Annotated in this window: 17 protein-coding genes and 1 pseudogene; 13 read left to right on the top strand and 5 right to left on the bottom strand. The window is 49.9% G+C overall.

Annotation, left to right across the window (positions count from 1 at the left end; genetic code table 11):
- Nucleotides 1–324: 324 nt before the first annotated feature.
- The 3 genes and pseudogenes from BZG80_RS07325 (at nt 325) to BZG80_RS07315 (ending at nt 3,273) form a co-directional block, all read left to right on the top strand.
- Nucleotides 325–1,557, top strand: a complete 1,233-nt coding sequence (locus tag BZG80_RS07325; protein WP_077679060.1) for an ISL3 family transposase — start codon at nt 325–327, stop codon at nt 1,555–1,557.
- Between the two features lie 6 nt (nt 1,558–1,563).
- Nucleotides 1,564–2,910 (top strand): annotated as a pseudogene (locus tag BZG80_RS07320) (DNA polymerase II); the annotation flags it as partial.
- A gap of 99 nt (nt 2,911–3,009) precedes the next feature.
- Nucleotides 3,010–3,273, top strand: coding sequence for a DUF1289 domain-containing protein (locus tag BZG80_RS07315; RefSeq protein WP_077679058.1), 264 nt, complete (start codon nt 3,010–3,012; stop codon nt 3,271–3,273).
- A gap of 227 nt (nt 3,274–3,500) precedes the next feature.
- Here BZG80_RS07315 and BZG80_RS07310 read toward each other — a convergent pair whose 3' ends face one another.
- The 4 genes from BZG80_RS07310 to BZG80_RS07295 form a co-directional block, all read right to left on the bottom strand.
- Nucleotides 3,501–4,226, bottom strand: coding sequence for a complement resistance protein TraT (locus tag BZG80_RS07310; RefSeq protein WP_077660710.1), 726 nt, complete (start codon nt 4,224–4,226; stop codon nt 3,501–3,503).
- Between the two features lie 224 nt (nt 4,227–4,450).
- On the bottom strand, nt 4,451–4,732 hold the full coding sequence (gene rplY / locus BZG80_RS07305; RefSeq protein ID WP_021023262.1) for a 50S ribosomal protein L25: 282 nt from the start codon (nt 4,730–4,732) through the stop codon (nt 4,451–4,453).
- A gap of 140 nt (nt 4,733–4,872) precedes the next feature.
- Nucleotides 4,873–6,672, bottom strand: coding sequence for a DEAD/DEAH box helicase (locus BZG80_RS07300; RefSeq protein WP_077679057.1), 1,800 nt, complete (start codon nt 6,670–6,672; stop codon nt 4,873–4,875).
- A gap of 111 nt (nt 6,673–6,783) precedes the next feature.
- Entirely contained in the window at nt 6,784–7,245 is a 462-nt protein-coding gene (locus BZG80_RS07295; protein WP_077460586.1) for a GNAT family N-acetyltransferase, read from the bottom strand.
- Between the two features lie 286 nt (nt 7,246–7,531).
- Between BZG80_RS07295 and rsuA the strand changes: the two genes are divergently transcribed.
- From rsuA to BZG80_RS07260, 7 genes are all read left to right on the top strand, one after another.
- Nucleotides 7,532–8,224: a 16S rRNA pseudouridine(516) synthase RsuA gene (gene rsuA, locus BZG80_RS07290; RefSeq protein ID WP_021023259.1), complete on the top strand. Its 693-nt coding sequence runs from the start codon at nt 7,532–7,534 to the stop codon at nt 8,222–8,224.
- Nucleotides 8,225–8,484: 260 nt separating this feature from the next.
- Entirely contained in the window at nt 8,485–9,693 is a 1,209-nt protein-coding gene (locus BZG80_RS07285) for a Bcr/CflA family multidrug efflux MFS transporter (protein WP_077460584.1), read from the top strand.
- Nucleotides 9,690–10,355 (top strand): DUF2913 family protein, encoded by a 666-nt coding sequence (locus BZG80_RS07280; RefSeq protein ID WP_077679056.1) that lies wholly within the window; start codon nt 9,690–9,692, stop codon nt 10,353–10,355. Before BZG80_RS07285 ends, BZG80_RS07280 begins: the two co-directional genes overlap by 4 nt.
- A gap of 88 nt (nt 10,356–10,443) precedes the next feature.
- Complete coding sequence (locus tag BZG80_RS07275) at nt 10,444–11,820, top strand: MATE family efflux transporter (protein WP_274533704.1); 1,377 nt, start codon at nt 10,444–10,446, stop codon at nt 11,818–11,820.
- A gap of 147 nt (nt 11,821–11,967) precedes the next feature.
- Nucleotides 11,968–12,639 (top strand): ABC transporter ATP-binding protein, encoded by a 672-nt coding sequence (locus BZG80_RS07270; RefSeq protein ID WP_021023255.1) that lies wholly within the window; start codon nt 11,968–11,970, stop codon nt 12,637–12,639.
- Entirely contained in the window at nt 12,620–15,094 is a 2,475-nt protein-coding gene (locus BZG80_RS07265; protein ID WP_077679054.1) for an FtsX-like permease family protein, read from the top strand. Before BZG80_RS07270 ends, BZG80_RS07265 begins: the two co-directional genes overlap by 20 nt.
- 10 nt (nt 15,095–15,104) lie before the next feature.
- Complete coding sequence (locus BZG80_RS07260) at nt 15,105–16,223, top strand: lipocalin-like domain-containing protein (RefSeq protein ID WP_198532929.1); 1,119 nt, start codon at nt 15,105–15,107, stop codon at nt 16,221–16,223.
- On the opposite strand, the gene cra is transcribed toward BZG80_RS07260, so the two are convergent.
- Nucleotides 16,220–17,233 (bottom strand): catabolite repressor/activator, encoded by a 1,014-nt coding sequence (gene cra, locus BZG80_RS07255; RefSeq protein WP_077460580.1) that lies wholly within the window; start codon nt 17,231–17,233, stop codon nt 16,220–16,222. The genes BZG80_RS07260 and cra overlap by 4 nt on opposite strands.
- Before the next feature lie 503 nt (nt 17,234–17,736).
- Here cra and fruB point away from each other — a divergent pair.
- From fruB to fruA, 3 genes are read left to right on the top strand one after another with little or no spacing between them, the layout of a single operon-like run.
- Nucleotides 17,737–18,927, top strand: coding sequence for a fused PTS fructose transporter subunit IIA/HPr protein (fruB, locus tag BZG80_RS07250; protein ID WP_077679052.1), 1,191 nt, complete (start codon nt 17,737–17,739; stop codon nt 18,925–18,927).
- Nucleotides 18,924–19,880 carry a 1-phosphofructokinase gene (pfkB, locus tag BZG80_RS07245; protein ID WP_077679051.1) on the top strand — a complete coding sequence of 319 codons (957 nt, stop codon included), beginning with the start codon at nt 18,924–18,926 and terminating at the stop codon, nt 19,878–19,880. The genes fruB and pfkB overlap by 4 nt, the downstream gene beginning before the upstream one ends.
- Before the next feature lie 28 nt (nt 19,881–19,908).
- On the top strand, nt 19,909–21,645 hold the full coding sequence (gene fruA / locus BZG80_RS07240) for a PTS fructose transporter subunit IIBC (protein ID WP_077679063.1): 1,737 nt from the start codon (nt 19,909–19,911) through the stop codon (nt 21,643–21,645).
- The last annotated feature ends 31 nt before the right edge of the window (nt 21,646–21,676 follow it).

The raw sequence follows: 21,676 nt of genomic DNA, 5'->3' as shown, positions 1-21,676 counted from the left end.
GGGGGGGGGGGGGGGGGGGGGGGGGGGGGGGGGGGGGGGGGGGGGGGGGGGGGGGGGGGGGGGGGGGGGGGGGGGGGGGGTTTTCTTCAAAGATAGAGGCTTTACTGGATTCTGATTTTGAAGTGGTGATTACGGCTGATCACGGTAACCAAGAAGCAATAGGTCAAAGTTGGCCAAATGAAGGTGTTAAAGCAGAGACAAAAGGCGAAAGGGTTAGGCTGTATAAATATGGCTCTTCACCGGATGTGGTGGAAAGTGTTTCTTTTCAAGTTTTCCGATTAATTGGACAATAAGGAAACACTCTGCACTTGAGCCCTGAATCAGATGAAAGATACAGCACTCTATCAAGCGATCCTTGGACTGATTCCGCCATGGACTGTCGACTCTGTCCAAGTGGATAAAAAGAGCCAACGTATTACCGTGACCATCATGTACGAAAGTCCTTCAGGCGTTGCTTGTCCAACATGTTCGAAAGCGGTAAGAAAGCATGACTCTCGAAAGCGGATATGGCGTCATTTGGATACATGCCAATACGAAACATATCTTGAGGCCCAAGTCCCACGTGCTGACTGTCCAAAGCACGGGGTTCAGACCGTTTCTGTTCCTTGGGCATCTCCTGGAAGTCGCTATACCGAACTCTTCGAGACAAAGATTATTGAAACACTTCAGTTCACTTCTCTTCACTCTGTATCTAAAGCCTTTCGACTGAGTTGGGGAGCCATTGATCGGATAATGAAAAGGGCTGTTTCACGAGGGCTCGCCCGGAGAAATTTAAATAAGGTAGAAGATCTGTTGGTAGACGAAACTGCCTTTTGCCGAGGGCATGATTATGTCACTGTGATGTCGAGCCGAACGGGCCAAGTTCTCGCTGTTGCCGACGGTAAAAGTGAACAAAGCTTAGCAAACTGCTATCGAGTGCTGCCTAACATCGCTAAAAAACAGGTCCGCTCAGTCTCGATGGATATGAGCCAAGCTTTTATGAATGCAACCGAGTCCTTCTTTGGCTCACGATCTAAACGCCTGATTGCAGTTGATCATTTCCACGTAGCAAAAGTACTCACCAAAGCTGTTGACGATGTTCGCAAGCAAGAGGTTAACCGTCTACCGCCATACCTTAAACGAGAGTGCTACAGAACGCGTTATGGCTGGCTCAAAAGAAATAGAAACCTCACCGGTCGCCTGAGAGAGCGTATAAACAGATTGGCCAAGCTCATGATAGATACAAGCCTTAGCTGGTTGCTCAAAGAGCAAGCAAGACTAATCTGGTACGGAGGTTCGATCAGAAGCGCAAGGAATCAATGGCTAGAGTGGCTTGCTTTAGTTAAAGCAAGTGGAATTAAACCATTGATGACAGCAGCGGCGACAGTGAAAAAGCACTTACCAGCAATCCTTAATGCAATGCGGCTGAAGGCATCGAATGGCCTGGCGGAAGCTATAAATGCCAAAATCCAATACATGAAGCTTAGAGCCAAAGGCTTTAGAAACAAACAACGGTTCAAGACAGCGATACTGTTCTATTTTGGGGGACTTGATATGACTTTCCACCACATCCGGTGAAGAGCCATCTTTGATCACACTCACTTACTCGACTTTTTAATCGAGCGCTCGCGCTTAACCGGGGTAGAGCTCGATCGCGTGGGCGGCTCGGTAGCGGCATTCACTAACTTATTTTTACCGCGTTTGCATCGTTCCGGTTATGTCGCGCCTAATCTAGCCAGCGAAGGGTGGATCGCGAGCCCTGGTGGTTATGTGATGGACTCCAAACCCGGCTTATATCACTCAGTGCTGGTGTTGGATTTTAAATCGCTGTATCCCTCGATTATTCGTACCTTTCTTATTGATCCGCTTGGACTTATCGAGGGGTTAAAAGCACAAGAGGCCGGTCAGGAAGCCGACACGGTCCCTGGGTTTCGAGGCGGTGTTTTTCATCGAGAAAAGCACTACTTACCGGCATTGATTGATGAGTTGTGGCAAGCGCGTGATCGGGCGAAAAAAGCCGGTGAAAAAGCGTTTTCGCAGGCAATTAAAATTATCATGAATTCCTTCTATGGCGTGTTGGGCTCATCGGGGTGCCGTTTTTTTGATCATCGCTTGGCATCATCGATTACCATGCGCGGGCATGAGATTATGAAGACCACTCGTGAGTTGATTGAAGCACAAGGCTTTGAGGTGATCTACGGTGACACAGACTCTACCTTTGTGTCATTGGGGGGAGAAAAAGCAAGCGAGGACGCCGATGCCATCGGGCGAAAGCTTGTTAGCCATGTGAATCAGTGGTGGTCTCAACACTTGCAGGAAACCTATGGTCTCGAATCCTTGCTGGAAATTGAATACGAAACCCATTATCAACGCTTTTTAATGCCCACCATTCGTGGGCAAGAAACCGGGAGTAAAAAGCGTTATGCAGGACGGATCGTCAATCCTGATACCGGCGAGTCACATTTGGTCTTTAAAGGGTTGGAAACGGTAAGGACGGATTGGACACCATTGGCGCAACAGTTCCAGCAACAGCTTTATCAACGTGTGTTTGATGGTGATGATGTCGATGCTTTTATTCGCGATGTGGTCGCCTGTACGCAACAAGGGGAGCGTGATGCTGAGCTGGTGTATCGTAAACGGTTACGACGCCCGATTGCGGAGTATCAGAAAAATGTGCCACCGCACGTGCGTGCCGCGCGGCTGGCTGACAGTGAAAATCAAAAACGTGGCCGCCCTGAACAGTACCAACGAGGGGGATGGATTGAGTATGTGATCACGGTTAATGGGCCTGAGCCGTGTATGTATCGGTGTAGCCCGATGGATTATCAACATTATATTGATAAACAGCTTAAACCGATTGCTGATGGCATCCTGCCGTTTATTGGTAAAGAGTTCGACACCTTGGCGCTACCGCAATTGGGGTTGTTCTAAGCACGCTTGATCGTTTGTCTTGTTCGGGCAGTTTTTAACGCGCGACTTGCAATTGTGTCTGCCACCCGCTTGAATGAAAGAATCAGCAGGGAGRATGACGTGGAACAGCTCGATTTCTTCGAGGTGCCGAGTCCGTGCAAAGGCATCTGTCAGGTCAATAACAAAGGTTACTGCAAAGGGTGCTTTCGCAGTCGCGATGAGCGCTTTTATTGGTATGACTTTACCAACGAGCAAAAGCGCAATGTGGTTCGCTTATGCCACCAGCGTTATTTGCGCATTATGCGTGCCAAACGCCAACAGACACAGGAAACCGCCTTAGAGCCGGAAACTCTTCCACATCAGCCTTCGCTGTTTGATGAATGACGATTTAGCAGAAATAGCTTTAGCTTGTGCGAATATCCGAATCTCGTGTTACCAATACACTCGCTTTGATATGATTACCTAGTTATTTAATTGACAGTGATATTACTTACTGGAATAAAAGCGACGGAGATTGTAATCGTTGGTAAGAGGATAGTGTAGGAGTTGCTTTGAGTTGCGTTACGTCAATAAAGAACGAGCGCTCTTCATTGAAGAACGCTCGTGCTAAATTATAAAAGACCACTAATTGATTGTGTTAGTCCTTTTTTCAGTTCTGGTTCTGCTTCAGCGAACTCTAGGTTGACTTTATTGGCAGTAGAAAGCACTCGTGTTTGATAACGTTTCCACTGCGTTTTCTCCGTAGATTTTACTACCTTCTTGCTGCTTGAGCCTTGCGCAAGTTGAGAATCAAGAGCCTCAGTAACTACGACACCATCAGATGCGCGCTCAGAAATCTGTAGGTCAGTGATCATTGAGTAATAGACATCTTCGACCATTGCATCAGCGACTAGGCCAATAGCCGCGCCCGCCAGTGATGCTGCGCCTCGACCTGAACCGCCACCAAATTGAGCTCCTGCTAAAGCACCACCAACAGCGCTACCAAAACCTTGAGATAAAAAGTTTTCACTTTCACGCAGGTCAGCTTTACCGACTTGTAAAATATTTGCCTGAATCATGTAATGGGCTTTGCTTGGATCTTCTAAAACCTTATATCCACGGCTTTCAATTTTTGTTTTGATATCAGATTTTATATCAAGGTTGGGCTTGTCTGAGGTATTTCTAATTTGTAGGAATACTGTGCGTTTTGATGGAGCAACTGGATCGAGAAAGACGGTATCGCTCATTTTTGTCTGTACGTCAAGATTACGCTTTTTAACAAGCGTATTTGTTGCGGAGCACCCAGTAAGTACGAGTGTCAATGACATTAATGCGGCAAGAAAGATATTTTTTTTCATGGTGATAGATAGTGTTTATATAAAAAGGGACACTATCCTAATCAACTTATTAGGCAAATTGGAATCTTTCTATTACATTTGCTTTCTGTTTGGTGATCGAGGTCATGTATTTTTGACACCAAAATGACATATCTGTTTTTTTTTGAAAATGTCATGGTGGTTAAAATATAAAAAAGGCGCCCCTGAAGACGCCTGATCTCATTCCATCTTTATCGACACAGCGATTAGATGCGGATGAAGTCCATGTGTTCAACTTTTGGCTTGAACGGGTGACGTTGGATGTCTTGTGGCTTCACTTTTACTTCTTGGCCATCAATAACCAGGATGATGCCTTCGTAGAATTCAGGCTTATCCATTTGGTTAACCACAACAGGGTGGTTCAGTGCGATAGATACAGGCTCTTGGTTGCCACCGTAAACAATCGCAGGGAATTTTTTCTGATGACGTAGGCGGCGGCTCGCACCTTTACCCTTTTCTGTACGTACTTCAGCTTCGAATTTAAACATAATTAATAACTCTCTTTAGAGTGAAAAAATAGCACTGAGCGTAGCGACCTAACTCAGTACCCAAAAACGAGCGCGGATAGTAGCACTGGTTGCGCGCGAAAACAAGCGTCATCGGTGCGCAGAAGGCCTGCTTGCGCGTGTTAGTCGGCTTCTGCAAAGGCTTGCCCACGACTTTGTGCCAACATCGCCTGCAATCTGTCTTGGCTAATAAAACTATCGACATCAAAGATCTTCTGGCGCAGATGCCAAAAACGGCCTTGTTTGCGTGCAATGACAAAATCAGGCGGACGAAATCGATGTTGTGACGCTGTCACTTTAGTGGGCGCGGTATCGGTGAAGGGACGATGGCGATCGACTAAATGTGGGCGAACAAACCGCGCTAAAAAGTCGTGTTTCTGTTTCTTGGTCGCAAGTGGCCAGACTTCGTGTAAATCGTTGCCATCGTTGGTGTGATAGGTCACTTTTAACTGCGGTTTTTGGTAGCGATTTTTGCCCGCTGTGAGGGTCATATCGGCACACGCCACCACAAGCGCGTCTTTGAGTTTGAGTGCCTCACGCAGTTTTTTATCTGGATCGATTAACGGCGCGTCGCATTGGTGGCAGCGGCGGGCGGCAATATCGTTATCGGCGCCGCATTCATCGCAAAATTTAGCGCGAAACCGATAGCCGCAGATTTCACGCTCCCCGGTCTCGTCTTCAAAATACCCTTGGCATTGGCGACCGTAATGCTCAAGTAAAAAGCCATTGTCATCCAGTTTGCCCCAAAAGCTATTGTTAAACCCGCACGCAGGGCAAGGAATGGTGACTAACTCGCTGTCGCTATCGGGTTTAGGCATACCAATTTCGGGCTGATACAGGTCGTAAACATTGCCGGCATAATCAAGGATAAGACAGTCTTTTTTTCCGGGCGCTAATCGCAATCCACGACCGGCTATTTGCTGATAAAGGCTCACTGATTCCGTGGGACGTAATATTGCAATTAAGTCCACATGAGGGGCATCAAAGCCAGTGGTCAACACCGATACGTTCACTAAGTACTTCAGTGCTTTTTGTTTAAACGCCTCTATAAGGCGATCACGTTCAAGACCAGGGGTGTCGCCGATGATCAGCGCGGCGCTGTCTTTAGGAAGATAAGTGATGATTTCTTTGGCATGGTTAACGGTCGCAGCGAAAATCATCACCCCTTGGCGCGGGCGCGCATACTCAAGGATTTGTTCGACAATTTGCGGGGTGGCACGCGGGGCATTGGCGACGACCTTATCGAGATCCGCGTCACGGTAGTAGCCGCTGGCAGTGCGTGAGACTTGTGAAAAATCATAGCTAAGAAGCGGTGCATCCAAAACATGGGCCGGGGTTAAAAACCCTTCATCCAAAAGATGGCTGATGGGCAGTTCGAAGACGCAATCGCGAAAAAAACGGGTGTCAGTGGTGCGGACTTTACCACTAGTGTGGTACTGATAAATCCAACCTTGCCCCAACCGATATGGCGTAGCGGTTAACCCGAGTACTTTTAGACCGGAATTGACATGTTGTAGGTGCTGAATAACACGACGATAACTGCTGTCTTCGTTGTCAGGAACGCGGTGGCACTCGTCGATCACCAGCAGCGAGAATTGGTCGGCAAAGGCGTCGAGGTTGCGCACGACCGATTGTACCGAGGCGAACACGACCTTTTCATTTGATTCCTTGCGTCCTAAACCAGCGGAGAAAATACCGCCGGTGAGCCCATAGCCTTCATACTTGGCGTGGTTCTGCTCGACAAGCTCTTTAACATGCGCCAAGACCAGAACTCGGCCTTTGGCAATACGCGCTAATTCAGCGATCACCAAACTTTTCCCGGCGCCCGTGGGCAGAACAGCAACGGCAGGCGATGTATGACGGCGAAAATAGTGCAGGACGGCTTTAACAGCGTCAGACTGGTACGGACGTAAGGTATACATAATCAAAAAACGGCCTAAGTGAGGCCGTTTAGTTTACTGACTTGTTCGCTCAGGTACAGACTATTTATACCCAACCGATAAATTTATCCCTAACCGATAAATCACGGTCCATTATAGCCGTTTCGTGAAAATACAATGCTGACGGCGTGGTTGGTAATCAAACTGCTCGTAAAACAGGCGAGCGCCTTTGTTACCAATGTTCATTTCTAAAATCACGGCCACACACTGCCTTGTTTTGGCTTGCTTTTCTACCTCAGGGATCACTTGCGAACCCACGCCTTGACGGCGCCAGGTTTGCTGAATGAAAAACTGATCGATTACACCGACGCTACCGCCATTTTCGACACTAAAACTATAGGCTAAGACGATAAACCCGATCGTATCCGTTCTTCCTTCGTGCTCAACATCAATCAGAAATACATCGCCACGCTCGGGTTGTGACAATAATGTGTTAAAGGTAGAAACCACCGGCTCGCGATCAAACGGCAAGGCCTCATGCTCATGTTGTTCGCGCGAGAGTGTGAATAAGGTTTCCAGGGTATCGACGTCAGGGCGGCGAAGAGAGACAATCATGGTGTTTCCTTTTTATCACTGATTGGTCAAGACGACCGTATCATACTCGCCAAGCCGGTAGGCTCAATCTCGGTGCGTTTTTCGATTAGCACGATGTGACAGACTCGGCGTCTCAACAAAAAGCGTTTGGTAGTGCTTGCATTATGACTAACGCATGTCACCGACAATGAGAGTGAGTGTATCTTATTGCTTTCAGTTTTGCCGCCAAATCTAGCGAAACTTGATCTGTGTCTTCGTGGCGATGTGACGTATAATCGTCGCAAACATAGGTGTAATGAATGGTAATATGCGGATAGATAAATTTTTATGTGAAACCCTAGGGGTAACACGAAAGCAAGCTGGCCGAGTGCTGAAAAGTGAAAGCGTCACCATCGATGGTGAGATCGTAAAATCTGGCGCCATCAAAGTTGGTAAAACCGCGGATGTGCAATTTGAGGGACGATCGTTAACCTTGTCTGGCCCACGCTACTTTATGATGCATAAACCTGCGGGCGTGGTGTGTTCACACGAAGATGCCTTTAATCCCACGATATTTGTTTTGCTCGATGAAGTGAACGCAGAAAAGCTGCATATAGCGGGTCGCCTGGATGCAGACACAACAGGCTTATTGTTACTGACCGACGATGGCCAATGGTCTCACCGTATCACGTCACCCAAGCATCAGTGTACAAAAACGTACCGGGTGTGGTTAGCCGATCCGATCAGTGCAGATACGGCTAGTCAGTTTGAGCAGGGTGTGATGTTACGCAGTGAGCAGCAAGCGACATTGCCCGCTAAGCTCGAGCAGGTGGGTGAGTATGAAGCCTTATTGACGATTCAAGAGGGTAAATATCATCAAGTGAAACGTATGTTTGCCGCAGTCGGTAACAAAGTAGACGCCTTGCATCGCGAATCTGTGGGTGCGCTTGAGCTCGATGACACGCTCGAGCCTGGCGAATATCGCCCTCTCACCGATGAAGAAATTGCCTTGTTAGCATAATCTTGTTGGCATAATTAAGTGTGACACCTTAGATCCCACCTAGGGCAACGATCGACCCGAAAGCACAGTTCTCGCTGTGCTTTTTCAATGTGAGCGAAGTAATTTTTTAAGCGGGTTTTGAACATTGTTTTTAAAGACTGGTGTTAAAGATTGGTGATGAAAAGAAAGACATTCTTTCCCACTACGCAATAATAAATTGTTACACTTTGACCGATCTCACGTTATTTCCCTTTTTCCTGTCTTTTACGTTAAGGAGTGTTATGTCGCAATCATCGGCTGTTACGTCGTCCCCAGCGCAGTTAAGTTGGCTGTTAATCCTGGTGCTTGGGGCCATCGCGGCATTGACCCCATTGGCGATCGATATGTATTTGCCCGCCATGCCGGCCATTGCCGCGGATTTAAACGCGCCCAGTAGCGCGGTAAAGTCGACGCTGGTGGCCTATACCGCTGGCTTTGCGATTGGACAGCTTTTCCACGGCCCAATTTCGGACAGTTATGGCCGTAAACCTGTGATGCTTGGTGGCGTTGCGCTCTTTTTTATCTGCGCTGTGGTCAGTGCGATGGCCCAAGATATTGATGTATTAATGATTGCGCGTACTACACAAGGCTTTGCCGGTGCAGCGGCGGCAGTGATCATTCAAGCCTTGGTGCGCGATATGTTCGAGCGCGAAGAGTTTGCGCGTACCATGTCGTTTATTACGTTGGTGATGACGATTGCACCTTTGGCAGCGCCAATGATTGGCGGTTATCTGCTGACTTGGTTTGACTGGCGTGCGATTTTTTGGGTCCTGGCAGGATGGGCCTGCTTTGTGACCTTGTGCATTATTTTTCGGATCCCCGAAACGTTACCGCGAGAAAACCGTCCGCCCATGCGGATTGGTGCCTCGTTGCGTAACTATGCCCGCATGCTAAAAACCCCCTTTGCGGTAGGGATGATCTTTTGTTCTGGGTTCTCGTTTGCTGGGATGTTCTCGTTTTTAACCGCGGGCTCGTTCGTCTATATCGACTACTATGGCGTCAGCGCCCAGATGTTTGGCTATCTTTTTGCGCTTAATATCGTTTGCTTGATTGTGATGACGTTTATCAATGGGCGCTTGGTCCGCAAAATGGGATCACATTGGATGCTGCGGCTCGGGTTGGGTATCCAGCTGGTGGCGGGCATTGCCATTGCTGTTTTTCAATGGTTAGACATGGGGCTTTGGGGCACGGTGATCCCGGTGATGACGTATGTCGGTGTGATTTCAACCATCGGCAGTAATAGTATGGCGTGCTTGCTGGCGTGCTATCCACAAATGGCAGGTACTGCATCATCATTGGCGGGTACCATGCGTTTTGGTATTGGATCCCTAGTCGGTGCAGGCGTTGCCGTGGTCTCTGATGGAACACCTTGGGGGATGATTGGCGCCATCGCGATTTGTGCGATACTCTCTGCCGTTTTCTACTGGACGCTAGCACGTAAAGAACCATGAGTTATGTCATCACCATTCAAACCGTTATGGCTGCGGCCTTCGATGAGTTAGCTGCCGCCATCGATGCTAAAAAAGTGGCTGATGCGCCAGCCGCTCGCGAGGTGTTTTTAGGTCGTTGGGTGGCGCAAGCGGTTAAGAAACAGCGTTTTCACCACAGCGTAAAAGCGGATTTGCAACGTTGGACGCAGCGTGCCCGTAGTGCCGGCACTCAAGCCGGATTAGAGGCCGAATTTCGACACATTCAGCAACTCTATACGCAGTGGTTTCCGGTCGATGAGCCGGCAAGCCCGGTCCAGCACACCCAATTACAACAGATGATTGATAGTGCCCGCGAGGCGGGTTGGATGCTGCACACCCAGACGCCGATTGATCGAAAGGTCAAGATTGTCTCTGAAGGACAGCATTCACTGGTGGTATGTCCTGAGGCAACTCAGGCGGCATTCAATGCAGAAGGGCACTTAGCTCATCCTCTTAGCATTTATGTGCGTGGACCAGAAATTGATGTAATGAATTGGGCGCATCAAGCCAAACTAGCACCCACGAAAGTCACGGCCTATAAGTCGATCGTTAAATATCATGCTGAATATCGACTTTGGCCCGACAATCATGCGGATTGCTTAATGGTGATGCCGCGGCAATCTATGGTGAAAGAATACCGCTGATGAGCATTGAGAAACCGTCTGAGGGCGGTTTTTTCTTGTTTGAAAGCCACGTAAACTAGGCGCGTTGCCTTATCGGTTGGAGTCTGTTGTGAGCGCTGTTTCTCGTCCTTTTTTTGATGTGGTGTTTTTAAAACGCTTACTGTTAATTGCCATTCCCATTGCCCTCCAAACCATGATGTTTTCCAGCCGCAGTTTGGTCGACATCCTGATGGTCGGTCAGTTAAGTGAGGCTGATGTCGCTGCGATTGGGATTGCAGGGAAAGCAATGTTTGTTTCCACCCTGTTAATTTTTGGGGCGATGACCGGTGGCTCTATGTTGGTCGCGCAATACTGGGGCGCGGGCGACAGGCAAGGATTTCGAGAAAAAATTGCGCTGACCGTGACCCTAACTAATGCCACTGCGGCGTTAAGTGCCTTTGTTTTTTGGGTCTATGCGGACGTCATTATTGGCTTTGCCAGTGATAACCCAACGGTGATTGCCTTGGGGCAAGACTACTTGCAGATCGCGGGGTTATCGCTGTTTTGCTTGGCCAGTGTGTCAGGGCTGGCGGCGGGGCTGCGTGCCATGCATAAACCGGGGATCAGCACTTTTTTTAGTGGCGTGGGGATCAGTGTGAACATCCTACTCAACTGGGTGTTTATCTTTGGTCACTTCGGCGCGCCAGAGCTCGGATCAAAAGGGGCCGCAGTGGCAACGGTTCTCAGTGGTATTGTGGAAGTTGTCGCCTTGTATACCTATTTGTACCGTCGCCAACACCTTGTTGCCTTTTCCCTTGCTGAATGGCGCACGTCGCTCTCACTGGTGGCAGTAAAACGCTTTTTGGCGCTTTCTTTGCCGACTGCGTTTAACTTTTTAATGTGGTCGTCCGGCTTGTTCATTTACCACGCCATTATTGGTCATGTGAACGAAGCAGGGCTAGCCGCGATAGCGGTGATCACTCCGGTTGAGTCGTTATCGCTCTCTTTTCTGATTGGCACAGCCAATGCCGCCGCGGTGTTAGTGGGGAACAATCTGGGTGCTAAACAAACCGATACCGCCTACCATCAAGCATGGCAAGTGGCGGTGTTTAATTTGATTGCAGGCGTCTTTATTGCCACAGTGATGCTGCTGATTAAACCTTGGGTCTTGGGTTTTTTCCCCGCATTGACTGGTGAAACGGCACAAATTACTGAATATTTCTATTGGGCAATGTGTGCGCTGATTGTGGTTAAAACCATCCCAATGGCGATGATCGTTGGTGTGCTGCGTGCCGGTGGTGATGTGCGCTACTGTTTGGGGCAAGACTTTGTTGCGCAGTGGTTGATCGGTATTCCCGTGGTGCTCGCTGCTGCCGTGGTGTTTGAATGGCCGGTTTATTGGGTCTATGCGTTATTGGCGACAGAAGAAGTCGTCAAATGGGTCGGCTCTGTCATTCGAGTTAAATCGGGCGTATGGCTAAACTATCTTGTCGATGATGCCCGTTGATTGAAAAGAAGACGCAATGGGAAGCTGTCTACCTAGTTTTGCCCTTTTCTCAGCCTCTTAATTGGGGTACATTGCCAAATTAGTCAAACAGTGTGACCTAGTTCTCGTTTATTGCTGTTTTAAAACACTATGAGGGTGTGCATTGGCATGTTAGCAATTAAAGCGCTGTGCAAGGGATATCAGGACGGGGGCGATTTTCATCCTGTGCTTCAAGGCGCGGCGATGTCGCTGTCTTCCACCAGCCAGCTTGCGCTGATGGGAGAGAGCGGCTCAGGCAAGAGTACCTTACTGAACTTAATTGCTGGGTTGGATAAACCCGACAGCGGTGAGATCTGGCTGGATGATACCCCTTTACACGCGTTAACCGAACGAGCGCGTACTCAGTTCCGTCGTCAGAACATTGGTCTTATCTTTCAGCAGTTCAACTTGCTTCCTACGCTATCGATTGCCGACAATATCCGCTTTTGTCGCCAGTTAAAAGGGCTCAAAGACGATGCGAATTTGTGGCGGCAAATTGTCTCTCAGCTTGATTTAATGCCGCTATTAAATCGGTACCCGGAAGAAGTGTCAGGCGGGCAGCAACAGCGTGCCGCGATCGCCCGTGCTTTATACATGGCCCCCAAATTATTGTTGGCCGACGAACCTACCGGTAGCTTGGACGAGCGCAACGCGGATGCGGTCATGCGTTTGCTAACCACGTTGACACGTCAGCAAGGCTCGAGCCTTTTATTGGTCACGCACAGTGATACGGTTGCCAGCTACTTACAGGGCAGCATTGGGCTGCAAGGAGGCGTGCTCAGTGTTCGGGCCCGTCGCTAATGCACTATGGGGGCACTATCGCCGCCATCCTTTTCAGATTTTGCTGGTATGGCTAGGGCTAACCCTTGGGGTCGCTCTGCTTGTTGGCGTGTTATCGATTAACCAACACGCCCAGCAAAGCTATCGGGAAGGTGCCAAGCTGTTTAGTAATCCTTATCCGTTTAGCATTCATCACACCCAGCGGACCCAACGTGTGCCGCAGGCGTTTTATATTGATTTACGCCGGGCAGGCTTAACGCAGTGTGTTCCTGTTGATCGCTTGCAAGTCGTGACACCGTCACTTGATGATCTCAATCTTATGGGCGTTGATACCATTGCCATGTTGCCGCTGTTAGCTGAACGTGGCGGTGATAAAGGGCGTGCAAACAAGGGGATATCACCGGTCAATGCAATCACGCCGCCTTATCCGGTTTATGTTGGTGAGGCGATGGCGAACCATAAAGGCTGGAAAGATGGGCAAATGATTGATCTGCTTGATTATCCAGCTATTGGCCCCTTGCGAGTACTCGACAACGATGCCCTGAGTATGGGGACGTATTTAGTTGCCGATATGGCGTTGCTACGTACCTTGTCCTCACACGCCGGTATCGCCGACATCCTGTGTGGGTCTTTAACGCAAGCGGAGCGCCAGCAGATTCGCAATGTGTTACCACCTGCACTGACATTGACCAAAACACAGGCCACACAGTTAGGGCCGCTCACCCGTGCTTTCCATCTTAATTTACTTGCCATGGGATTACTGGCTTTTGTGGTGGGCCTGTTTATTTTCTATCAAGCGATTTCGCTTTCAATGACACAACGGCAACCGCTGGTGGGGGTGCTACGCCAACTCGGTGTTGATGGACGTCAACTCTCTTGGGTTATGCTTGCTGAGATTCTCGTATGGGTTGTGCTTGGCGTGATGAGTGGCAATGTGCTGGGCTTGATGCTAGCCAATCAATTACTCCCTGCCGTCGCTACCACCTTGTCTGACTTGTATGGCGCTGATATTGACTTGGTGATGCATTGGCAATGGCAATGGGGATTGGCGAGTCTGTTGCTCGCGATCTTAGGGGCGATGATGGCATCAGCCTGGCCGCTGGTGCGCTTACTTAACACATCGCCGGGGCGCTTATCCCAAAGAATGACACTAATTCGAGGGACACACCAAGAGTATGCGGTGCAAGCGATCATCGCGATACTATTGGGCGTAACAGCTTGGGGCGTGTCTTACTGGGAAAGTAGCCAATGGCAAGGCTTTACGCTGATCGCATTAACCATGTTAAGTGCCGCCCTAGCGTTGCCCTATGCCTGTGGCTGGTTGTTTCATACCTTGGCGCGCGGCTATGCGGGCGCACGTTGGCGTTGGTTCTTTACCGATGCGGCGGCCAGTTTAAGCTACCGAGGTGTTGCCGCGATGGCCTTTATGCTTGCTGTTTCTGCGCATATAGGTATGGAAACCATGGTGGGGAGCTTTCGCACCAGCACCGAAACTTGGCTGCAGCAACGGTTAGCCGCGGATGTGTATGTTCGACCCGGCAATGCTTTGCTACCCAGAATCGAATCCTGGCTTGAACAACAAGAAGACGTGTCGCAATTTTGGGCCACTTATCGACGTGAGTTGGTCGCGCCCCAAGGACGCCTTGAGGTGTTATCGGTTGGTGATCGAGCACTAGAAAAGCAATCGTTAGCCGTCAAATCGGCCCAACCCCAATATTGGTCGCAATTACACCAGCAACGTGCGGTGCTTTTAAGTGAATCACTCGCCGCTAAATTTGACGTAAGTGTCGGTGAAATGGTTAATCTGCCCGCACCGATGGGCGAACGCTGGCACGTGGCAGGGATCTATTACGATTACGGTAATCCTTACGGACAGTTGGTGGTTTCAACGCATAGTGAGGCGGGCGAATGGCTAGCACAAGGACGTCCATCGTTGGCGGTGGTACTCGATAAAGAAGCTCCAAGTGATCATTTTGTTGATCAAATGAATACACGGTTTAGCCTGAGCAATGGTCAGGTGCAAAATCAAGCCGACATTATGCGTTATGCCATGCGCATTTTTGATCGAACGTTTACTGTCACCGAAAGCTTGTGTGTGCTGATGTTGATCGTGGCGATTAGCGGCTTGTTTTTCGCAACGTTAGCCACGGAGCTATCGCGGCAACGCCAGTATAGCTTGTTGCGTTATTTGGGCCTATCAGGGCGAGAGCTCATTGCTCTGGAGGGCGGGCAATTGGTGATCCTTGGGTTAGTCAGTGCCCTTATCGCGATCCCGCTTGGCTTGGTGTTAGCGAGCATGTTAATTCATGTTGTTCTCAAAGCGTCCTTTGGTTGGACAATGACTATGAATTTTTTCCCAATGACGTATGCAACGACCATTAGCCTTTCAATGCTCGCCTTGATGGTGGCCGGGGCGTGGCCGGTTTACCGTATGCTTAAGCGGACAGCCGCCGCGTCGTTACGTGATGCGCAGTAGGAGAGTCGCCGTGAGATCAAGTCAGCGAAAGTTAAGCCCTATTGGCCGTGTAGTGTTTGGCTTAATCGGAGTGATGGTGTTGGGGGTCTTGATTGGGTTGGGAAAACAGCCTTCATCGTCGACCGACTTAGCGGATGGCTTTGATGTGTTTGGCCAACAAAGTGGCTTTGCCGCTGTTACGCCTGATTATACACCTCTTTATCCGCAGGATATGGCCTCTCATCCTGCATTTGCCACGGAATGGTGGTATTTGACAGCCACACTGACGGATAATGCGGGACAAGAATACGGTGTGCAATGGACCCTATTTCGCCGTGCGCTGAGTCCTCGCCACCAAACAGGATGGGCAAACCAGCAGCTTTATATGGCGCATGTTGCTATTACGCGTGCCGATCAACAGTGGGAAGCCGAGCGTTTTGCCCGTGGTGGTATTGGTCAGACTGGCGTGACGCTGTCACCATTTCAGGCTTGGCTGGATGATTGGCAATGGCAGGGGGGCGATCAACCTTTACCGGCGCAAGTCCGTGCATCATGGTCCGATAAGGATGCAACATTGGGGTTCGCACTCCAGGTGGCTGACGGTGGCTTGCGCGTGAAACAGGGCGAGCAAGGATACAGTATTCGCCATGCCAATGAGCCGTCAGCGTCTTATTACTTTTCTTTGCCACAATTGACCATTGAAGGTCAGCTTACCATCGACGGTGAGACAATACCCGTTTCGGGAAAGGGGTGGTTCGATAAAGAATGGTCTAGCGGTGCGATGGCATCGGATCAAAGCGGATGGGATTGGTTCGGGCTTAATTTAGACGATGGTCGCGCGTTAATGGTCACCCAAATCCGAGGCAGTCAGCCCTTTATGTTTGGCTCATTAACGTATCCAAATGGGCGCATTGTGGTCTTAGCGCAATCGGATATTCGGATGTTACCTATTAGCCATGCCAAAATGCGCGAGGGGATCAGTTTGCCGATAGCCTGGCAGATACAAGTACCAGACGAAGGGATTAACATCACTACGCAGCCACTCAATGCGCAAAGTTGGATGGCGCTGAGTGTGCCGTATTGGGAAGGGCCAGTGCGCGTGCAAGGAAGCGCAACAGGCCGCGGGTTTATGGAAGCGACGGGCTATTAATTGAGGCCAACCCAGGCCTGGGTTTGATGTGGGCGCCATATTGGCTGACGCTCGACGGTAATCACGCCAGGCTGGTTATCGCCTTGAGCGGCAGACACCGCAAGGCTTAAGGCAGCATCGCTGATCGCTTCAAATTGCTGCGGCAAAGACTGCACACCAAAAGGCAGAAAGTCTAAGATACGGCTATCACCAAAAGTGGCGAAATACAGGGCGGTGGGGGCGATGCCGGTCTGACGAATCGCATCCAGCACACCCTCGCAAAGGGTAAACGATGTCGTTAAAAGCGCATCGGGTAAATCCCCAGCGTCTATCCATTCGGTCATTAATCGCTGTCCTTCTGAACGGCTAAAGGCATTGCCATAGCGTACTTGTCCCTCGACGTGCTGTGCGTGTAATGCCTGAAAAAAACCTTGCTCACGATCTTGAGATATCGCCAGAGCCGGTACTGCACCGATTAACCCAGCTTGATAGACATCGGTTGGGCTGATCAAGCGATCTGTCAGCTGATAAGCCCCTTTCGCATCGTCCGTTAAAACGTTGGCAAATTGTGTGGCATCTAAGCCACGGTCAATCGCGATAATCGGGGTGCCTTGCTGCTGTAGTTTCGGATAAAAGGCATTATCGGCCGGTAAACAAGAGGCCACAATTAAGGCATCAATCTTTCTGGATACTAGCGTCTGTGCAACCGTTTTTTCTCGCTCAGGATCGTCGTCTGATCCCGTAATAATCACCTGATAACCCTGATCATGCGCTTTGCGTTCAAAGAGTTTGGCTAACGTTGCATAGCTGGTATTAGCAAGATCCGGAACCACTAAGCCCAGTGTATGGGTCGTGCCTGCTCGTAATGCCGTCGCTGCGCGGTTAGGTTGATAATTATGTTGCTCGACCACCGCCATCACGCGTTGACGTGTTTGCTCGCTGATCCGGTAACGGTCGGCTTTACCATTAATCACATAACTGGCTGTTGTGCGTGACACCCCAGCAAGGCGGGCTATTTCATCTAGCTTCATAAACGAATCCTTAGTGCGCCGATCGTTATTGATGGCTTTGTGAATGCGATCAAAGTTTGCACATACCCGATCAATAATAGGCTTGCATTATAAGCTAAAACGATTCAGCCTTAAAGCTGAAAGGTTTCAGCTTTGGATGTAAATCGCGTCACCATCACACGAATGTTATTTATTGCGTCGTGTTTCGATAATCGTGGCTAGAATGAATCGACAGTAACGATGAGATTCATTTCATCGATAACGCGGGTAATTGCCGCCAAAAGCTGAAACGATTCAGCCAAATGGTATAGCGAAAGACTGTACACAAAAAAACATTATTAGGGTCTGAAGTAACGTGAATGAAGACCAATCCCTGATCCCGATATACCGTCATGACAGCGTGGTCTGGCGTGACAAAAACGATTAACCCGTGCACTTGGCACTGACCCTTTGCACTTGGCATTGACCCTTTGCACTTGGCATTGCCCCTTTGCACTTGGCATTGATATAAGAGGAAAGCCCTCATGCTGGCACTTAACGCACAAGATATTCATATGCAGCAACATGCTGCCTCCAAGCAAGACGCGATTAAAGCCATTGCCGGTTTGCTGACGCAAAAAGGACTGGTAGAGGCCGGCTATCAAGACGGCATGTTAGCGCGAGAAGCACAAACCAGTACCTATTTGGGCAGTGGGATTGCCATTCCACACGGCACAACCGGTACCCGTGATCAGGTTAAACAAACGGGGGTGCAGGTTTTTCATTTCCCTGATGGTGTGGATTGGGGAGACGGAAATCTTGCTTATGTGGCCATTGGTATTGCCGCTAAGTCTGATGAGCACCTTAGTATTCTACGCCAGTTAACCCGTGTGCTATCTCAAGAGGGCGTTGAGGAAGCATTGCAAAAGGTTGAGCGTGCTGAAGAGGTCGTTGCGATCCTCAATGGTGAAACAACCGGCGCACAAAGCCTAACCTTTAAACCAGAGATGATACTGAGCGGCTTTCCAGCTTCAGACATGACTACCCTCCAAGCGGTGGGAGCCGGCCTGCTCAAAAACCATCATTGTATCAATCACGAGGGCGTGAGCCAGTTAGTGGCAGGCAATCCTATTCATTTGGGTCAAGGGCATTGGCTGCTTGGGGTTAATCAAGGCGTTGAACAAACAGGCGTATCCGTTGTGATGCCAGCAACGTCATTGACGCATCACGCGCAGTCTGTCAACGCACTTTGGTGCATAGCAGCGAATAATGCGGCCCATCTTCCTGTCTTGAAAACCTTAACGCAGTGGAAAGCCGACGATCAATTGGCGACCTGTATTGACCTCTCGCCACAGGCGCTGGTTAACGCATGCAGTCCCCAGACGTCAACAGGGGCATCGCCAGCGGCGGCGTCGACCGATGAACGTCAAAAAGCGACCGATAAAGCGATTCAAGAAGGTGAAAACGGTACATTTACCATCACCAATACGCATGGTTTGCATGCACGTCCAGGGGCAATGTTGGTCAACACTGCGAAAAAATTTGATGCGGATATTCAAGTTGCCAATGCGTCGACCCAATCAGACTCGGTTAATGCGAAGAGCTTGATGAAAGTGATTGCCTTAGGGGTAAAACATGGCCATCAGTTGCACTTTACCGCGCAAGGTTCGGATGCAGCGCAGGCGATTTCTGCACTCGGGAATGCCATTAAAGACGGATTAGGAGAACACGCATGAGTGCCATCTTAACCGTCACCTTTAATCCAGCTCTCGATATGACAGGAAGTGTCGGGGTATTGCAACCGGGTGATGTCAACTTGGTGCAAAACTATACCCTGCATCCTGCAGGAAAAGGCGTTAATGTTGCACGTGTGTTAAGCGATTTAGGGGCCACTGTGTCGGTCTCTGGCTTTCTCGGTGCAGACAATCAAGACCCATTTTCCCAGCTTTTTGCTGAACAGGGCGTTGCCGATCACTTTTTGCGCGTGCCAGGGGTAAGCCGTACCAATGTCAAGCTGGTAGAAAATACAGGCCGGGTAACGGATTTAAATTTTCCCGGCATGGCGGTAGACCCGACCCATATTGATGCGTTGACCGAGACCTTGCACGCACTGGCACCAAGCCATGAATGGATCGTATTGGCGGGCAGTTTACCGCCAGGTGTCACCACTGAACAGCTGGTGATGTGGATTAGCACCTTGCGAGAAGCGGGCAAAAAAGTGGTCGTCGACACCAGTCAACACGCGCTTCGTGCTGCCATTGATGCAACGCCTTGGTTGGTTAAGCCCAATGAAGCGGAGTTAGCACAGTGTCTTAATGAATCTATCAGTAATGAGCAATCTGTTTTATTAGCGCGTGGTGAACAGCTCTTTAACCAAGGGATCGCTAACGTGGTCATTTCGCGTGGGGTTGATGGGGTATTGTGGCGCGATCATCAAGGCTGGTTAAAAGCCGTAGCGCCGGCCCAGCAGGTGGTGAGTACCGTTGGTGCGGGGGACTCCTTGGTCGCGGGTCTGGTCTCTGGCTGTCAAGCTGGGCTGAGTAAAGAAACGGCACTTCGCCAAGCCGTTGCCATATCGGCGCTTGCCGTCACTCAAGTGGGAGTGGGGGTGAGCAATCATGAAAACGTGAATCAATTATCCGAACAAATCAGCGTGTCGCCTGTTGAGTTGTCAGTGCATGCGCAATAAAAACCAATCCATAAGTGGGGTAGAAGGTATGAATCTGGTCATTGTTACGGCATGCCCTAGTGGTGTCGCCAATACCGTTATTGCGGCGGGGCTTCTCGAGCAAGCCGTCGATGCAAAAGGATGGACGGCACAAATAGAGTGTCAGTCGAGTGTCCAATCGACAAAAGTATTGTCAGCCGCAGAGATAGAACACGCCGATCGCGTGCTGCTCGTTGGCGATCCGAATGAGACGGCGCGCTTTAATGGTAAACCTGTTTACCAGGCAAGCCTTGATGAAGTCATGGTGGACGCACAGGCCGTGTTGACGGCGGTATCGAATCAGGCGCAGCCTTATGAGGCTTCCGTATCCAGTGAAAGTGGTGACAAACAGCCGGTTCGTATTGTCGGGATCACGGCGTGTCCGACGGGCGTTGCCCATACCTTCATGGCCGCTGAAGCGATTGAAGAAGCCGCGAAGGCGAAAGGGTATCAGGTTAAGATCGAGACACGTGGCTCGGTGGGGGCGAAAAATAACTTAACTGACCGAGACATTGAACAAGCGGATCTTGTCTTTATCGCGGCGGATATTGAGGTCGATCTCAGTCGCTTTGCCGGTAAACGTTTATATAAAACCAGTACTGGGAGCGCGTTGAAAAAAGCGGCACAAAGTTTGGATGATGCTTTGGCGAACGCCCATGTTCACCAAGCCGGACAAACTAATACCGCGAATAGCGCTGCAAACCAAGGTGAACGGAGTGGCGTTTATAAACACCTTATGACCGGGGTGTCACACATGTTGCCTTTGGTTGTGGCCGGGGGGCTAGCCATTGCGCTCTCGTTTGTGTTTGGTATTGAGGCGTTTAAAGAAGAAGGGACGCTTGCAGCGGCCTTAATGGAAATTGGCGGTGGTAGCGCGTTTGCGCTGATGGTCCCGGTACTGGCGGGCTTTATTGCCTTTTCTATCGCGGATCGTCCGGGCCTGGCACCAGGGCTTATCGGTGGTATGCTTGCAGCCTCAACAGGCGCGGGTTTCTTAGGGGGTATTCTGGCTGGTTTCATTGCCGGTTACAGCGCTAAATTCGTTGCGGACAAAGTCAGCTTACCGGCTTCAATGGAGGCGCTCAAACCCATATTGGTGATCCCGTTATTGGCCAGTTTATTTACCGGTTTGGTGATGATCTATGTGGTAGGTGGCCCCGTTTCGGTGGCGATGGAAAGTTTAACAACCTTCTTGCAAAGCATGAATTCAACCAATGCCGTCATCTTAGGCGTGTTACTCGGCGCCATGATGTGCTTTGATCTCGGTGGCCCGGTGAATAAAGCCGCGTATACGTTTGGCGTTGGATTGATTGAAAGTGGTACCTACATGCCAATGGCTGCCATTATGGCTGCAGGAATGGTGCCGGCATTAGGAATGGGTTTATCGACTTTCCTTGCCAAACGCAAGTTTAACGATGCCGAACAAGAAGCAGGTAAAGCGTCATTCGTTTTAGGACTGTGCTTTATTTCAGAAGGCGCGATTCCGTTTGCAGCGAAAGACCCGATGCGTGTTATTCCATCGTGTATTGCCGGTGGCGCATTAACGGGGGCGATCTCAATGTTGATTGGCGCGAAATTAATGGCGCCGCACGGTGGATTGTTTGTCTTGCTCATCCCAAATGCGATTAGCCCTGTCTTGCTTTATCTCGCTGCTATTACGGCCGGTACCTTGGTGACAGGTTTAGTCTATGCGTTGATTAAGCCGGTGAGCCAAGCATCACCATCGATGGCAACCCAGTCGTCTTAGTCAGACCTAAAACGCGCACGTAAAAAAGGCC

It is taken from the genome of Salinivibrio sp. MA440, from assembly GCF_001996265.1.
Lineage (GTDB): Bacteria > Pseudomonadota > Gammaproteobacteria > Enterobacterales > Vibrionaceae > Salinivibrio > Salinivibrio costicola.
The sequence above is the reverse complement of the archived record's forward strand: the minus strand, read 5'-3'. Positions and strand labels throughout refer to the sequence as shown.

Excerpts from the sequence above, each read along its gene's own strand:
- BZG80_RS07325 (WP_077679060.1), top strand. The coding sequence starts at position 325 with ATGAAAGATACAGCACTCTATCAAGCGATCCTTGGACTGATTCCGCCA.
- BZG80_RS07310 (WP_077660710.1), bottom strand. The coding sequence starts at position 4,226 with ATGAAAAAAAATATCTTTCTTGCCGCATTAATGTCATTGACACTCGTA.
- rplY (WP_021023262.1), bottom strand. The coding sequence starts at position 4,732 with ATGTTTAAATTCGAAGCTGAAGTACGTACAGAAAAGGGTAAAGGTGCG.
- BZG80_RS07300 (WP_077679057.1), bottom strand. The coding sequence starts at position 6,672 with ATGTATACCTTACGTCCGTACCAGTCTGACGCTGTTAAAGCCGTCCTG.
- BZG80_RS07295 (WP_077460586.1), bottom strand. The coding sequence starts at position 7,245 with ATGATTGTCTCTCTTCGCCGCCCTGACGTCGATACCCTGGAAACCTTA.
- rsuA (WP_021023259.1), top strand. The coding sequence starts at position 7,532 with ATGCGGATAGATAAATTTTTATGTGAAACCCTAGGGGTAACACGAAAG.
- BZG80_RS07285 (WP_077460584.1), top strand. The coding sequence starts at position 8,485 with ATGTCGCAATCATCGGCTGTTACGTCGTCCCCAGCGCAGTTAAGTTGG.
- BZG80_RS07280 (WP_077679056.1), top strand. The coding sequence starts at position 9,690 with ATGAGTTATGTCATCACCATTCAAACCGTTATGGCTGCGGCCTTCGAT.
- BZG80_RS07270 (WP_021023255.1), top strand. The coding sequence starts at position 11,968 with ATGTTAGCAATTAAAGCGCTGTGCAAGGGATATCAGGACGGGGGCGAT.
- cra (WP_077460580.1), bottom strand. The coding sequence starts at position 17,233 with ATGAAGCTAGATGAAATAGCCCGCCTTGCTGGGGTGTCACGCACAACA.
- fruB (WP_077679052.1), top strand. The coding sequence starts at position 17,737 with ATGCTGGCACTTAACGCACAAGATATTCATATGCAGCAACATGCTGCC.
- pfkB (WP_077679051.1), top strand. The coding sequence starts at position 18,924 with ATGAGTGCCATCTTAACCGTCACCTTTAATCCAGCTCTCGATATGACA.
- fruA (WP_077679063.1), top strand. The coding sequence starts at position 19,909 with ATGAATCTGGTCATTGTTACGGCATGCCCTAGTGGTGTCGCCAATACC.